At 74.1% G+C, this 13,638-nt stretch carries 13 protein-coding genes; 5 read left to right on the top strand and 8 right to left on the bottom strand.

Annotated elements, in window-relative coordinates:
• Positions 1 to 26 precede the first annotated feature (26 nt).
• From ABZ951_RS10550 to ABZ951_RS10565, 4 genes are all read left to right on the top strand, one after another.
• Complete coding sequence (locus ABZ951_RS10550) at positions 27 to 1,112, top strand: hypothetical protein (protein WP_344089126.1); 1,086 nt, start codon at positions 27 to 29, stop codon at positions 1,110 to 1,112.
• A 65-nt stretch (positions 1,113 to 1,177) separates the two neighbouring features.
• Positions 1,178 to 1,855: a peptide-methionine (S)-S-oxide reductase MsrA gene (msrA, locus tag ABZ951_RS10555; protein ID WP_344089123.1), complete on the top strand. Its 678-nt coding sequence runs from the start codon at positions 1,178 to 1,180 to the stop codon at positions 1,853 to 1,855.
• 130 nt (positions 1,856 to 1,985) lie between these two features.
• Positions 1,986 to 2,339, top strand: coding sequence for a DUF6247 family protein (locus ABZ951_RS10560; RefSeq protein ID WP_344089227.1), 354 nt, complete (start codon positions 1,986 to 1,988; stop codon positions 2,337 to 2,339).
• Entirely contained in the window at positions 2,336 to 2,608 is a 273-nt protein-coding gene (locus tag ABZ951_RS10565; protein ID WP_344089120.1) for a hypothetical protein, read from the top strand. Before ABZ951_RS10560 ends, ABZ951_RS10565 begins: the two co-directional genes overlap by 4 nt.
• A gap of 132 nt (positions 2,609 to 2,740) precedes the next feature.
• Here the strand turns inward: ABZ951_RS10565 and ABZ951_RS10570 are convergent, their stop codons facing one another.
• The 3 genes from ABZ951_RS10570 to ABZ951_RS10580 all read right to left on the bottom strand — a co-directional run bounded on the left by ABZ951_RS10570 (position 2,741) and on the right by ABZ951_RS10580 (position 6,589).
• The gene (locus ABZ951_RS10570) at positions 2,741 to 3,907 is read right to left on the bottom strand and encodes a DUF2786 domain-containing protein (RefSeq protein WP_344089225.1); all 1,167 of its coding nucleotides are present in this window, start codon (positions 3,905 to 3,907) and stop codon (positions 2,741 to 2,743) included.
• Positions 3,908 to 4,031: 124 nt separating this feature from the next.
• Positions 4,032 to 5,120, bottom strand: a complete 1,089-nt coding sequence (locus ABZ951_RS10575; RefSeq protein ID WP_344089117.1) for a GNAT family N-acetyltransferase — start codon at positions 5,118 to 5,120, stop codon at positions 4,032 to 4,034.
• 194 nt (positions 5,121 to 5,314) lie between these two features.
• A complete protein-coding gene (locus ABZ951_RS10580; protein WP_344089114.1) occupies positions 5,315 to 6,589 on the bottom strand; it encodes an Ig-like domain-containing protein in 1,275 nt (424 codons plus the stop codon).
• A gap of 405 nt (positions 6,590 to 6,994) precedes the next feature.
• Here ABZ951_RS10580 and ABZ951_RS10585 point away from each other — a divergent pair, with 405 nt between their 5' ends.
• A complete protein-coding gene (locus ABZ951_RS10585) occupies positions 6,995 to 7,291 on the top strand; it encodes a hypothetical protein (protein WP_344089111.1) in 297 nt (98 codons plus the stop codon).
• A 90-nt stretch (positions 7,292 to 7,381) separates the two neighbouring features.
• On the opposite strand, the gene hutH is transcribed toward ABZ951_RS10585, so the two are convergent.
• The 5 genes from hutH to ABZ951_RS10610 form a co-directional block, all read right to left on the bottom strand.
• On the bottom strand, positions 7,382 to 8,920 hold the full coding sequence (gene hutH / locus ABZ951_RS10590) for a histidine ammonia-lyase (protein WP_344089223.1): 1,539 nt from the start codon (positions 8,918 to 8,920) through the stop codon (positions 7,382 to 7,384).
• Positions 8,921 to 9,181: 261 nt separating this feature from the next.
• On the bottom strand, positions 9,182 to 10,297 hold the full coding sequence (locus tag ABZ951_RS10595; RefSeq protein ID WP_344089221.1) for a GGDEF domain-containing protein: 1,116 nt from the start codon (positions 10,295 to 10,297) through the stop codon (positions 9,182 to 9,184).
• Between the two features lie 186 nt (positions 10,298 to 10,483).
• Positions 10,484 to 11,278 carry an enoyl-CoA hydratase-related protein gene (locus ABZ951_RS10600; RefSeq protein ID WP_344089108.1) on the bottom strand — a complete coding sequence of 265 codons (795 nt, stop codon included), beginning with the start codon at positions 11,276 to 11,278 and terminating at the stop codon, positions 10,484 to 10,486.
• Positions 11,279 to 11,399: 121 nt separating this feature from the next.
• Positions 11,400 to 12,464, bottom strand: coding sequence for an adenylate/guanylate cyclase domain-containing protein (locus ABZ951_RS10605; RefSeq protein ID WP_344089219.1), 1,065 nt, complete (start codon positions 12,462 to 12,464; stop codon positions 11,400 to 11,402).
• Between the two features lie 247 nt (positions 12,465 to 12,711).
• Entirely contained in the window at positions 12,712 to 13,569 is an 858-nt protein-coding gene (locus tag ABZ951_RS10610; RefSeq protein WP_344089105.1) for a biotin--[acetyl-CoA-carboxylase] ligase, read from the bottom strand.
• Positions 13,570 to 13,638: the final 69 nt, after the last annotated feature.

The raw sequence follows: 13,638 nt of genomic DNA on the forward strand, positions 1-13,638 counted from the left end.
TCCCCCCATCCCCGTCAGGACGCGTCATGGAGTTTCTGTTCATCCTGCTCGCCATCGTCATCGTCTGCGGGGTCCTGATCGGCCCGGCGATGCGCCGCCGGCGCGGCGGGCCGGATGCCGTAGGGGGCCACCGGGCGGCCGTCGACCCGACGGGCGCGTACGGCTTCGTCCCGGCCGAGCAGCTCGACGTCCGGCTGCCCGGCCCCGACGAGGAGCTGCTGGCCGCCGTCGAGGAGGCGCGGCGCACCCAGGACTGGAAGCCCGCCTCCGAGCTCCTGGCCCGCACGGACGCCACGGCCGCGCCCGAGCTGCGCTGGCAGCGGGTGCAGACGCTGGCGGGCGCGGCGGCCCAGGAGCTGGCCACGGCACCCGGCACGGGCGGCATGTGGCTGCGCCACTGGCGGGTCGTGGCGCCCAAGGACGCGGGGGGCGCGGCCGTGCAGGCCGAGTTCCTGGTGCAGCAGGCCATGCGCGACCCGTCCTCGCAGGACTACCGGATGATCCTGGAGGAGGCCCGCACGGTCTGCGGCGAGGCGGCGCTGCTCGCCCCGGGCGACCCGACGCCGTACATCGTCCAGCTGGGCGTCGCGCGGGGGCTCGGCGCGAGCGAGGCGGAGTTCCAGTCGCTGTGGGAGACGGTCGTGGGGCGCGCCCCGCACCACATGGGCGCGCACCTGAGCGCCCTGCGCTACTGGAGCGCGAAGTGGCACGGCTCCCGGGAGAAGGCCGACGCCTTCGCCCGGCGCGCGGCGGCCTCGGCCCCGCAGGGCAGCCTGCTGCCGGCCCTGCCGCTCTTCGCCGTCCACGACCACCTGCCGGACATCGTGAGCAGCGAGGTGTACCGGGGCGAGGTGATCTCGCAGGCCGTCGAGGCCGCGCAGTTCGCGGTCGCCCACGCGCCGGCCGGGCACCCCGTGCTGCCGCACGTGCGGCACCTGCTGCTGTGGTTCCTGGTGAACGCCCGCCGCTACCCGGAGGCCCTGGAGCAGGTGCGGGCGGTCGACGGGCACATCGGCGCCCTGCCGTGGTCGTACGAGGAGGACCCGGTGGCCGCGTACGCGGCCTACCGGGCCATGGCGGTGGCGGGCTGGGAGCAGGGGAGCCGGAGCTGACCGGGAATCCGCGCCCGGCGCCGGACGTTGTCACGAGCGTCGCCCCGAGCTTTTGGAGCAGTCGCATGCCCTTCCCGTCCTTCCTGAGCCGCGAGCCCCGCCTGCCCTCCGCCGAGGAGGCCCTCAAGGGCCGCCCGGCCCCGGAATTCACCCTTCCCGAGCGCCACACGGTCCTGGGCACCCCGCTGGCCGGCCCCTACCCCGACGGCCTGGCAGTGGCGGACTTCGGCCTGGGCTGCTTCTGGGGCGCCGAGCGCAAGTTCTGGCAGGTCCCGGGCGTGTGGACGACCCTGGTCGGCTACCAGGGCGGCCACACGCCGAACCCGGCGTACGAGGAGGTGTGCAGCGGCCTCACGGGCCACACGGAGGCGGTCCGCGTGGTCTACGACCCGGCGCGCGTCTCCTTCGCAGCGCTCCTGAAGGTCTTCTGGGAGTCCCACGACCCCACGCAGGGCTTCCGCCAGGGCAACGACCGGGGCACCCAGTACCGCTCCGCGATCTACACGCACACGCCGGCGCAGCAGTCGGAGGCGGAGTCGTCCCGCGAGGCGTACCAGTCAGTCCTGACGGCGTCGGGCTACGCGCCCATCACCACGGAAATCCTCCCGGCGGGCCCCTTCTACCCGGCGGAACCGGCGCACCAGCAGTACCTCGACAAGAACCCGTCGGGGTACTGCGGGATCGGGGGGACGGGCGTCTCGTGCCCGATCGGGGTGGCGAAGGCGCCGTCGCCGGAGGCGTGAGCGCGGGCGCGCACCAGGCGCCGGGGGCCGGGGTGGTCTCCGGGGGTCCGTCACTCGTTCGAGCGTCGGCACCCTCTTACGCTCGGTACGCTGACCGGGAGGGATCACCATTGCGCCCATGGGAGAATCGATGACCACCTCGGCAGACGGGCCGCCCCTCATTCCGCAGCCGCCCGCCACCGTGACCGCGCTTCGCCAGGCGGTCGCCCAGATTTCTCCGGGCGCGCTGCCCGCGTTCACTCGCGAACTCGACCAGGCAGCCGACCAAGCCCGCCAAGGGTCGGATCTCGCCCCCCTCCAGCGGTTCATCATCCAATGGGCCGTTCACGTCCACATCCAGCGACAGCAGGATGTCGCGCGGGAGCTGCGGCACTGGGAAGACGTCGCCGAGTCGGGCGACACCCGGCAGGTTCGTCGCGCGGCGTCTGCGATCGGACGGATTCTCGATGAGGCGCACGAGGCCCTCGGCCTGACTCAGCGGTGAGCACCTCTTGGCGCTGGGAGTACGACCCAGATCACGCACATGTGGCGGGCGGGGTTCCTGATCACGTGGTGGCGGAAGTGGAACGCCTGGCCGGACAACTCGTCGAGTTGGCGGCCACAGGTGTCGACATAGCTGACTTCGGCAGCGGCCCACGACCGGGCGGCCTGCGCCGGATGAATGCGGCAGAGGGTTGGTTCTATTTTCTCGTCGCCCCCAGGCGCAGCCTCATCGTTGTCGTGCGCATCGTCCCTCCTTTCCACGCCCTTTAGAGCGTCCGGACCAGCTCATCGCCGCACAGCCGCGGCATCGGTGCGGCGCTGCGGCTCGAAATGTGGGGCGCTCCGCCGGACTTCGCGACGGGGACGCCCGGTCCGCAGTGGAGTTCCCCGAGCCGCGGGCCCTCACCGCCCCCGCAGCACCGCCGCGTCCGCCGCCTCCTCGCCGCGTGCCCAGCCCTCGGCGTCGCGGCCCTTGAGGCGGTGGGCGGTCGTGGTGGGGAAGAGGCGGTCGGCGGACTCGCCGACCGCCACGTCCCGGGCCGCCAGCACCGGCAGGACCTCGGCCCGGCCCGCGTCCGCCACGGCCGTCTCCGCCGCCTCCGTCAGGCGGTCGCGGATGCGGGCGGCGTAGGCGATGAGGAAGGACTGGCGGAAGTCCCGGGTGCGGCGGGCGCGGCCGCGGGCGTGGTGGTCGTCGCCGGCGCGGCGCATCGCGGCGGTGGCCTGGACGAGGAGGGAGGTGTACATCAGCTCGACCAGTTCCAGGTCCGCCTCGAAGCCGACGACGGTGGAGAAGTCGAAGTCGCCCGACCACACCGCCCGGCAGTGGTTGGCGTCCGCCACCGCGTCCAGCAGGAGGGCCTTCGCGGACTCGTACGGGCCCTCGACGCCGATCCGGCAGGTCGCGGGGCCGTCCACGGGCCCCTCCGCGTGGGCCGCGAGCAGCGCCTCGTCCATGGAGTGCCGGGCCATGAGCTCCTGGGCCTTCGCGGACAGCGCCTCCGCCTCCTCCGCGAACTCCGTCGACTCCGCCTTCGCCAGCAGGGCCCTGATGCGGGCGAGCATCCGGGGCGGGACGGCGGTGCCCGGCCGGGCGTGGGGGCGCGCGGCCCCGGGCAGGGGGCCGGCGACCCCGATCCGCGGCAGCCCGCCGATCAGCCGGAGGGCGCCGAGCGCGCACGCGGCCGTCTCGAAGCGGCTCAGGCGCTCGCGCCCGGCGAGCGCGTCGAGGAAGGTGTCGTCGGACTCCCACCACACCCGGGCGTCCAGCTCGGCCAGCTGGGCCGTCCAGCGGGCGCCGAGGGTGGCGGGGGCGTAGCGGCGGGCCTCGGCCGCGACGGCGTCTACGGCGAACCGGGTCTCGGGCGCGGCGAGGTCCCGCCGGACGAGGCGGATGACGTCGGCGGGCTGCCAGCCGCCCTCCCAGGCCGCGCGCACGGTCCGCTCGGCGGCCCGGAGCAGGGCGCGGCTCACGGCTTCGGGGCCCGCGGGGGCGGCGGTCAGGGTGGAGGCGGCGGCGTAGAGCGCGTCGTCCAGGTCGTCCCCGTGCCGGCCGCGCAGGCCGGCCAGCGCCGTCTCGACGGCTGCCAGGAGCTCGGTCTCCTCGGGCCGCTCCTGCTGCCGCTTGCTGCGCTTGGCCACGGGGCTCTCTTCCGTCGGGGTGGGGGGCGGCGGAGTCCGGTCGGGCTTCTGGTCAGGCGCCTGATCGGGTGTCCGTCCCTCCCATTGTCCCGGAGGGCCCCGGTGTCCCGGACGGCCCCGGTGTCCCGGAGGGCCCCGGTGTCACTCGGAAGGGATCAGAAGGCAGGCGCAGCTGGTACACCCCGACCGACCGTTCCGGGCGATAGCCGAGCAGCTTGTTGACGGCGCGCATCGGTCCGTTGTCGTCGGCGACGGTGGTGACGATCTCCCGTACCGCGGGCCACCGCTCCCTGAGCAGCTCCAGCATCCGGGCCTTGACCGTGTGGCCCAGGCGGAGGCCGCGGTGGGCCGGGGAGACGGCGGTGTCGTACTGCCGGGCCCGTATGCCGTCCGGGGAGCGCAGCACCACCTCGGTGTAGGCGGCGAAGGTGCCGTCCGGGGCGAGGGCGGCGACGGTGAGGATCTCTCCGCCGCGGGCGCCGACGGAGCTCTGGAGGGCGGTGACGCGCTCGGCGTCCCACCGGTCGGGCCCGCCCTCGATCTCGCCGAGGGGCATGTCCGCCATGGCTCCTTCGCGGACGACCGCGAAGGGGCCGGCGTGGGCGGCGGGGACGGTGCCGGTCCATTCGGCGAAGCGGTAGCCGTCGGGCAGGCGGGGCTCGGCGCTCTCGTCGGCCACCCGCTGGACGTAGCGGACGAGCGGCAGCGCGCAGGTGAAGCCGAGGGCCCCGGCGAAGTGCTCGCCCTCTCCCCCGGTCTCGATCTCCGCGCTCACCGAGGTCCGCCGCTCTTCGGCGAGGACGCCCCGCAGCTCCCGCCACAGCCGGGTGCCGAGGCCGCGGCGGCGCAGCCCGGGGCGGACGGCGAGCTGCTCGACGGCGGCCGCCGTGCGCCGCGGCCCGTCGTCGAAGAGCCGCAGGGAGGCGACGGCCGCGTAGCCGCGGGCGCTGTCGGGGTGCGGTACCGCCAGCCGTACGCACCGGCTGTGCGGGGTGGGCACGGTGAGCTCGCCCGCGGTCTCGACGCGGCCGGGCGGGGGGATGGCGGGGGTGTCGTGTGCGTGCGCGTCGGTGACGACGGCGTGCCAGGCGTCGATCTCGGCCTCGGTGGGGCGCGCGCTCAGTCGCAGCAGATCGCTCATCCTGCGGACGGTACGTCCTGTCGCCCGGCCTGTCCTGCGGTTTTACGGGCGTGATCATGGTGCGGCGCCCGGGGGCCTCTTGGTGACCGCTCGGGGGCGCCGCGGGGCGTGGAACCGTAAAAAAACCGCCGGGTGGCGGCCCGCACTCACGGTGCGGGCCGCCACCCGGCGGACGGGATCGGCCGGGGGCCGGGTCAGGCGCCGATGGCGCTGCCCGCGACCCAGGCGTTCCAGTCCATGTTCCAGCCGTTGAGGCCGTTCTCCGGAGCGATGGTCTTGTCGTTGGAGTTCTTCACCTCGACGACGTCACCGAGCTGGGAGTTGCTGAAGAACCAGGAGCCGGACGTGGAGGTGTCGTCCGCGCCCTGCTTGTCCTCCAGGCCGATGCAGCCGTGGCTGGTGTTGGCGGTGCCGAAGATGCCGCCGCCCCAGTAGTTGCCGTGGATGAAGGTGCCCGACGTGGACAGGCGCATCGCGTGCGGCACGTCCTTGATGTCGTACTCGCCCTTGCCGTCGCCCTTGGTGAAGCCGACGGTCGAGCCGTCCATCCGGGTCTCCTTGAACTTCTCGGAGATCACCATCTTGCCGTTGTACGTCGGGTTCTCGGGGCTGCCGGCGGAGATCGGGATGGTCTTGATCTCCTTGCCGTCCCGCACGACCGTCATCTTGTGGGTCTTGACGTCGACCGTGGAGACCTGGGCGTGGCCGATCTTGAAGGAGACCGTCTTCTTCTGGACTCCCTTGACGCCCGGGGCACCCTCGACACCGTCGAGGGCGAGCTTCATGGTGACGTCGGAGTTGGCCTTCCAGTAGTCCTGGGGGCGGAAGTCGATGCGCTGGCTGTTGAACCAGTGACCGACGACCTTCTGGCCGCTGCTGGAGCTGACCGAGATCGCCGACTGGACGGCCTTGCGGTCCTTGATCGGCTTGTCGAAGTTGATCGACACGGGCATGCCGACACCGACGGTCGAGCCGTCCTCCGGGGTGAAGGAGCCGATGAAGCTGTTGGTGGGCGAGACGGTGGCGAACGAGGAGTTCTCCGTCGCCTTGCGGCCCTCGGCGTCCTTGGCCTCGGCGACGACCTTGTACTTGGTCGACCGCTCCAGCTGCTTGGCGGGCTTCCAGGACTTCTTGTCGGGCGATATCGTCCCCTCGACGGGGGTGCCCTTGTCCGTCGTCATCTTGACGCTCGTGAGCTCGCCGTCACTGACGGTGACCTTGGCGGCGTCGGTGGTGATCCCGGCGTTGGCCGAGCCGTCCTTCTGCGCGATCTTGATCTGCGCCTTGGAGGCTTCCTTGGCCGCGGCGGCGTCGACCTTGTTCTGGGCCTTGCCGCTGCCGGAGCCGCTCTTGCCGCCGTCGTCATCGCCACCGCCGCAGGCTGCGAGGGTCAGCACACCACCGAGCACAGCGGCCGCGGCCACCAGGCCCTTGCGGCGCTTGCCGTCCGTCATCACACGCTTCTCCATTGCTCCTGGACCCCGAAATCCCCGAGCCGAATCGTGGGGCAACACGCATCCCGGCTTCTGCTTGAGGAACGCCTGCACCGTTTCGTCCGTTCCACTCGTCAGGAAAGTGTGGGGAAGACCACGCCAGTAAAGCCCCTTCGGGGGCCGACATGGTAGTCGGGGCTCGGGTGTAGGCGAGGTATCCATGATGCTCGCGGGGCGGTTGTGGTTGCCAGGGTCGTGATGCCCTTGACATTCCGGCGACTTCTGCCGAGCCTGCCCCGCGCCGGTCGGCCGGCGCGGGGAGTTCCGCGTGCCCTCCCGGCTTCCCCGCGGCCCGCCGGTATTACTAACATCGGGTCAGCCCGGGGACCCGCGGAAGCGCCGCACCCCCAATCCCCGGCGCTTCGAGGGGGATTCGTTTCCGTGACCGCACGCCGTCCGCTCCTGACCGCCGTCGCCACCGGCTCACTGCTGTGTGCGGTGTGGTTCGTCCCCACCGCGAACGCCACGCCCGAGCACCCCGGGGCCGCGCGGGCGGCCACGAGCGCCGGGAAGGCGCCCGCGGACACCGGAAGCGCCACTGCCGCCCGGGAGTTGTCCCTCGCCGATTCGGGCAGCGCGGACACCACCCCGTACGTCTTCGGGGGCATCGCCTTCCTCGCGGCGGGCGGCGCGCTCGTCACGGCGGCCGCGCGCAGGTCGCGCACGCAGGCCCGCTGACAGCCGCCCCCCTCCAACGCTTTACGGGCCCTTTGCGAACCGCTGGGCTGCGGTTTGCCAAGGGCCCGTCGTCGGCGTCCCGCGAACGAGTTACGCGAGCGGGCCGGTCACCGGCTCGACGGCCTCGATCAGCTTGCCGTCGCGGACGAACGCCTCGGCCGCCGCCAGGTCGGGGGCGAGGAAGCGGTCCTCCCCGGGGCCTTCGATGCCCGCGGCGCGGACGGCCCGCAGCACCTCGCGGGTGGCCGGGGCGGCCGTCAGCCCGGTGCGCAGCTCGATCGCGCGGGTCGCGGCGAAGAGCTCCACGGCGATGACGCGCGTGAGCGCCCCGACGGCCGTCCGCAGCTTGCGCGCCGCCGACCAGCCCATGGAGACGTGGTCCTCCTGCATGGCGGAGGAGGGGATCGAGTCCACGGACGCGGGCACGGCGAGCCGCTTCATCTCGCTGACCAGGGCGGCCTGCGTGTACTGGGCGATCATCAGGCCGGAGTCGACGCCCGGGTCCCCCGCGAGGAACGGCGGCAGGCCGTGCGAGCGGTTCTTGTCCAGCAGCCGGTCGGTGCGGCGCTCGGCGATGGAGGCGAGGTCCGCGGCGGCGATGGCGAGGAAGTCCAGGACGTAGGCGACCGGAGCGCCGTGGAAGTTGCCGTTGGACTCCACCCGGCCGTCGGGCAGCACCACGGGGTTGTCGACGGCGGCGGCCAGCTCGCGGTCCGCGACCAGGCGGGCGTGCGCGAGGGTGTCCCGGCCGGCCCCGGCGACCTGCGGGGCGCAGCGGATCGAGTACGCGTCCTGCACGCGCGGCGCGTCGTCCTGGTGATGGCCGGTCAGCCCCGAACCGGCCAGGACGCGCAGCATGTTCGCGGCACTGGACCCCTGGCCGGGGTGCGGGCGGATGGTGTGCAGCTCGGGCGCGAGGACCTTCTCGGAGCCGAGCAGGGCCTCCAGGGAGAGCGCGGCCGTGATGTCGGCGGAGGTGATCAGGCGGGCGAGGTCCGCACAGGCCATGACCAGCATGCCGAGCATGCCGTCGGTGCCGTTGAGGAGCGCGAGCCCCTCCTTCTCCCGCAGCTCGACCGGTGCGATGCCGTGCGCGGCGAGCAGCTCGCCGGCCGGGCGCAGCGCGCCGTCGGGGCCCTCCGCCTCGCCCTCGCCCATGAGGGTGAGCGCGCAGTGGGAGAGCGGCGCGAGGTCGCCGGAGCAGCCGAGGGAGCCGTACTCGTGCACGACGGGGGTGATGCCGGCGTTGAGGACGGCGGCCATGGTCTCGACCACGAGGGGGCGGACGCCCGTGCGCCCCGAGGCGAGGGTCTTGAGCCGCAGGAACATCAGCGCCCGGACGACCTCGCGCTCCACGCGCGGGCCCATGCCGGCGGCGTGCGAGCGCACGATGTTGCGCTGGAGCTGGGCGCGCAGGTCGGGGCTGATGTGGCGGACGGCGAGGGCACCGAAGCCGGTGGAGACGCCGTAGACGGGGTCGGGCTTGGCGGCGAGGTCGTCGATGACCTGACGCGAGGCGGCGACGGCCGCCAGCGCTTCGTCCGACACGACGACGCGCGCACCGTCGCGCGCCACGGCGATCACATCTTCCGCGGTCGTCCCGGCCGTCCCCACCACCACAGTGTGCATATCCATATTCAGGCACCCTAGAGACTGAATCGCTACCTGTCACTAGGTGACCTGCCTCGGCGTTCGCACGCCGGCGGGTGGAGGGGTGGACCCGGACCCACCGGACGATCTCGCCGCAGAAGAGCCCCGGGGACGCCGCGCCCCGAAAGGGGCACGGGGAACCGCGCGACCAGCCGCGACGCGCCCGCGGAGCAGCCGAGACGCCGCAGACCGAAGCCCCCGGATCGAGTCCACCGCACGGCCGCAGGCCGCCGCACGCCCTTACGGCCGCCGCCCCCGGAATCGCCGCCGTTCCGTCGTGGCCGCCGGCGGCGCCTGGTCGGCGAGTTGGACGACCGGGTCCCGGCGGCCCCCGTCGCGCCCCGCGACCACCGGCTGCGCCGCGCGCGCCGCTTTCGCCCGGTACTGCGCGGCGTCCGCGAGGCGGAACAGGCGGCGGGCGGAGCCCACCGTGCCGATCGGGTCGCCCGTGGACGCCACCCCGCAGGCGACGCCCTCGCCGAGCTCCAACTCCAGCGCCCGGCGGCAGAGTTCGCCGGCGACCCGGACCACCTCGTCAGCCGGCGGACCGACCGTCAGCAGGCAGAACTCGTCGCCGCCCAGCCGTGCGGCCAGCGTCCCCGGCAGCATCGCCCCGCACAGGGACAGCACCGAACCGAACCGCTCCAGCAGCCGGTCCCCCACCGCATGGCCGAGGGTGTCGTTGACCCGCTTGAGGCCGTTGAGGTCGCAGACCACCAGGCTGACGACCACGCCCTCCACCACGTGCCGCTCCACGGCCTCGTCCAGGCGGGCGTCGACGGCCCGGCGGTTGCCGAGGCCGGTGAGGGGGTCGGTGAAGGCGAGGCGGCGGACCTCCTCCAGCCGCTCGGTCTGGGCGATCCCGGCCGCCGCCACGGCCGCGAGAACGGTCGCGAAGTCCGCGTCCGCCCGGCCGAAGGCGGGCGCCCCGGGCGGCCGGGCCACGTACAGCTCACCCCAGGCCCGCCCGTGCAGCACGATCGGCGCGACCACGCAGCAGCCCCGGCCGCGCCGCCGCAGCGCGTCCACGCGCTGCCGGCGGTAGGCGTCCCGGCGGCCGCCCGGCCCTTCGTCCGGCTCGGCCGCGCTCTCCACCCACGCCCGGGGTTCGGCGCCGCCGCCGGCCCACTCCTCGTGCAGGAACCCGGCGATCTCGGGGAAGTCGTGGACCGCGTACGACTCGTCGGCCGGGTAGCGCTCCTCGTCCTCGGCGAGCTCGCCGGTGTTGGCGAGCACCCGCAGCCGGCCGTGCTCCCGCTCCCACGCCGAGATCGCGGCGAAGCTGCCCCCCAGCGCGCGCATGGCCCGCTCCGCCGCCGCGCCCACGGACTCCAGCGGGGACTGCGCCGCCGCCATCGCCTGCGCGAGCTCCACGACGGCGGTCAGCCGACCGTCACACTCCCCGCTGTCCGTCACTCGCGAGCCTCACATTCCGTTCCGGGCGCAGGTCCTGCACTCCAGCGTAAGAATGTCGGGCTCATTCCGCTTTACATGGCCTGTGCACCACTTATACATCGCCGCGGCAGCCCCGCGGCGGGCGCGTCACTCGCCGGGCCAGTCCGGCGTCCGCTTCTCGTTGAAGGCGGCCACGCCCTCCGCGCGGTCCCCGGAGAAGGCCACCGAGCGCCACGCGGCGTCCTCGACCTCCAGCCCGGCCCGCAGATCCAGTCCGTGCCCGAGCCGCAGGGCGCGCTTGGCGGCGCGCAGCCCGACGGGCGAGTTCGCCGCTATCCGGGCGGCCAGGGCCAGCGCCGCGCCGCGGTCCTCGCCCTGCTCGACGAGCTCGTCGACCAGGCCCAGCTCCCGCGCTTCCCCGGCGGGCACCCGCCGCGCCGTGAAGATCAGCTCGGCGGCCCGCGCGGCCCCCACCCGGCGCGGCAGCAGCTGGGTGCCCCCGCCGCCGGGGATCACCCCGACCGATACCTCGGGCAGGCCCACCACGGCCGTGGTGTCCGCGACGATCACGTCGCAGGACAGCGCCAGCTCGAACCCGCCGCCCAGCGCGAAGCCGTGCACGGCCGCGACGGTGGGCTGGGGCAGCTCCAGCACGCCGGTGTAGGCGGCGCGGGCGGTGGGGCGCTGCTTCCCGAGCTCGGCGTCGGTGAAGGAGTTGCGCTCCTTGAGGTCCGCGCCGACGCAGAAGGCGCGCTCGTGGGTGGAGGTGAGCACGACGGCCCGGACGGAGGGGTCGGCGGCGAGGGCCGCGGTGGCCTCCGCGATCCGGCGGCCCATCTCCGTCGAGACGGCGTTCATGGCCTTCGGCCGGTCCAGTACGAGCTCGGCGACGTGCCCGTGGCGGCGGACGGCGACCCATTCCCCAAAGCGGTGCTCACTCATGCGATGACCTCCCGGTGACGCGTGTCAACGACGCGTGTTAACGACCGTGAACCTGCGCGACGGATCATCGCACCGCGAAGGTCCGCCCTCAATGCCGTTCCCGAACCGCCCGCGCCGGGCCTCAGGTGTTCCTGCGGGTCAGCAGCCAGGGTTCGACCACGCCCAGCCCGCGCACCGGCCGCTGCCACATCGGCTGGAGCGCGAACCGGTACGTCACCGTGTGCTCGCCGGAGGCCGACGCCGAGGCGGCGGCCTCCGCCTCCGACTTCGGGGCGTCGCCGCTGCGCGCCAGCTCCTCGGCGAAGGCGCTGTCGACCAGGACCGCGTCCTTGGGCGCTATCGACGTCAGCCGGGAGGCCAGGTTCACCGTCGTGCCGAAGACATCGCCCATCCGGGTCGTGACCGTCCCGAAGGCGATGCCGACCCGCAGCTCCGGCATCGTCTCGTCGTGGGTCATCGTCTCGATCAGGCGCAGCCCGATCTCGGCGGCCGTGCCGGCGTCGTCCGCCGCGTACAGCACCTCGTCGCCCAGCGTCTTGATCAGCCGGCCGCCGTGCGCCGCCACCAGGTCGGCCGCGGTCGTCTCGAACGCCTCGACGAGCTCGCCGAGCTCCTCCTCCTCCAGACGGCGCGTCAGGCGGGTGAAGCCCACCAGGTCCGCGAAGCCGACGGCCAGCCGGCGGTCGACCATCTCCGCGTCGTCCTGCGCCTGGACGACGCGGCCGGTGGCGGCGGCGAGCTGCCGCCGCCAGACGTAGATGAGGAACTCCTCCAGCTCCGGCAGCAGCAGCTCGATCAGCGGGTAGGTGATCTCCGTCCGGGTCATCCCCGGCTCCTGGGGCTCGGTCAGGCCCTCCAGGAAGGAGTCGATCTGCCAGTCGGCGAGCCGGGCCGTGGTCTGCCCGGTGGAGCGGGCGACCTGAACGGCCATCGGCTCGCTGAGCAGCCCGGCCTCGACGAGACCGGCGAGCCGCCGCAGGGCCAGGACGTCCGCCTCGGTCAGCGCCCGGGCCTGGCCGATGTCGGCGAAGCCCATGGCCCGCCAGAAGCGGGAGGCCAGGTCCATGGAGACGCCGGCCGCCCGGGCGGCCTGGAAGGGGGTGTAGCGACGCTCGGCACCGATGATCAGCGCTTCCAGCCGCAGGGCGATCGGGTCGCCCCCCTCGTCGCCGAAGTCGTCGTCGATGCCCTTGGCGGCGTCCCCCTTGGCGGCGTCGCGGCCGGGGCTCTTGCCGCCGTCGCGGGCGCCGCCGTGAGCGGGCTCCCCGGCGGCCTCGCGCGCAGCACCGTCGTCCCCCGCGGCCCGAGCGTCACGGGAGGTTCCCCCTTCGTCGGCGGTCACCGCCCGCCCCCTGTCCGATCCGTGCGCACTGCCCTGCCGATCACTGCTCGCTTAGATTCTGGGCACAACGATACGACAGGTGTGCCGTAGCTCACTCTTCCGACGGCGCCGGGCGCAGATGGACGATGTCGCCGGCGCCCACCGGCTGCTGCACCCCTTCCGCCGTCGCCAGCACCAGCCGGCCGTCCCCGTCGACGGCCACCGCCTCCCCGACCAGCGCCCGGTCGCCGGGCAGTTCGGCCCGCACGGTCCGGCCGAGGGTGGCGCACCCGGCCGCGTACGCCTCCTGGAGGCGGCACCGCCCCGGGTCGCCCCCGGCGTTCCGCCACTCCGTGTACCACTCCTCCAGGGAGCGGAGCACGGCCCGCAGCAGCGGGTCGCGGTCGGTCACCGCGGCGCCGGCGAGGGCGAGGGAGCCGGCGGTGGGCACCGGGAGCTCGTCCGCGCGGAGCGAGACGTTCAGGCCGATGCCCAGGACGACGTCGTCGCCGGAGCGCTCGGCGAGGATCCCGCCGGCCTTCCGCTCGGCGCCGTCGACGGTCACCAGCAGGTCGTTGGGCCACTTCAGGGCGGTGTCCACGCCGGCCGCCCGGGACAGCGCGCTCGCGGTGGCCACGCCGGCGAGCAGCGGCAGCCAGCCCCAGCGCTCGGCGGGCACCCCGGCGCCGGGAGTGAGCCGCACGGAGAAGAAGAGGCCGGAGCGCGGCGGCGCGGACCAGGTGCGGTCCAGCCGCCCGCGCCCGGCGGACTGCTCCTCGGCGACGAGCACGGCGCCCTCGCCGGCGCCGGAGGCGACCAGGTCGGAGTTGGTGGAGCCGGTCGCCGCGACCACGTCCACGGAGGTCCACAGGCCGCCGGGCCGCAGCAGCCCGCGCCGCAGGGCGGTGACGTTCAGGGGCGGGCGGTCGAGGTCGGACCAGCGGCCGTCGGGGGTGTCGGAGGGCGTCATGACAGCCACCATAGGTGCCGCGCGGAAACGGCGGCGGGCACGCGGGCAGGCGGGGAAGGCGCGGGAAAG

It is taken from the genome of Streptomyces sp. NPDC046215, assembly GCF_040646215.1.
In the GTDB taxonomy this organism is placed as follows: Bacteria; Actinomycetota; Actinomycetes; order Streptomycetales; family Streptomycetaceae; genus Streptomyces; species Streptomyces stramineus.

Excerpts from the sequence above, each read along its gene's own strand:
- ABZ951_RS10550 (WP_344089126.1), top strand. The coding sequence starts at position 27 with ATGGAGTTTCTGTTCATCCTGCTCGCCATCGTCATCGTCTGCGGGGTC.
- msrA (WP_344089123.1), top strand. The coding sequence starts at position 1,178 with ATGCCCTTCCCGTCCTTCCTGAGCCGCGAGCCCCGCCTGCCCTCCGCC.
- ABZ951_RS10560 (WP_344089227.1), top strand. The coding sequence starts at position 1,986 with ATGACCACCTCGGCAGACGGGCCGCCCCTCATTCCGCAGCCGCCCGCC.
- ABZ951_RS10575 (WP_344089117.1), bottom strand. The coding sequence starts at position 5,120 with ATGAGCGATCTGCTGCGACTGAGCGCGCGCCCCACCGAGGCCGAGATC.
- ABZ951_RS10580 (WP_344089114.1), bottom strand. The coding sequence starts at position 6,589 with ATGGAGAAGCGTGTGATGACGGACGGCAAGCGCCGCAAGGGCCTGGTG.
- hutH (WP_344089223.1), bottom strand. The coding sequence starts at position 8,920 with ATGCACACTGTGGTGGTGGGGACGGCCGGGACGACCGCGGAAGATGTG.
- ABZ951_RS10595 (WP_344089221.1), bottom strand. The coding sequence starts at position 10,297 with ATGGCGGCGGCGCAGTCCCCGCTGGAGTCCGTGGGCGCGGCGGCGGAG.
- ABZ951_RS10600 (WP_344089108.1), bottom strand. The coding sequence starts at position 11,278 with ATGAGTGAGCACCGCTTTGGGGAATGGGTCGCCGTCCGCCGCCACGGG.
- ABZ951_RS10610 (WP_344089105.1), bottom strand. The coding sequence starts at position 13,569 with ATGACGCCCTCCGACACCCCCGACGGCCGCTGGTCCGACCTCGACCGC.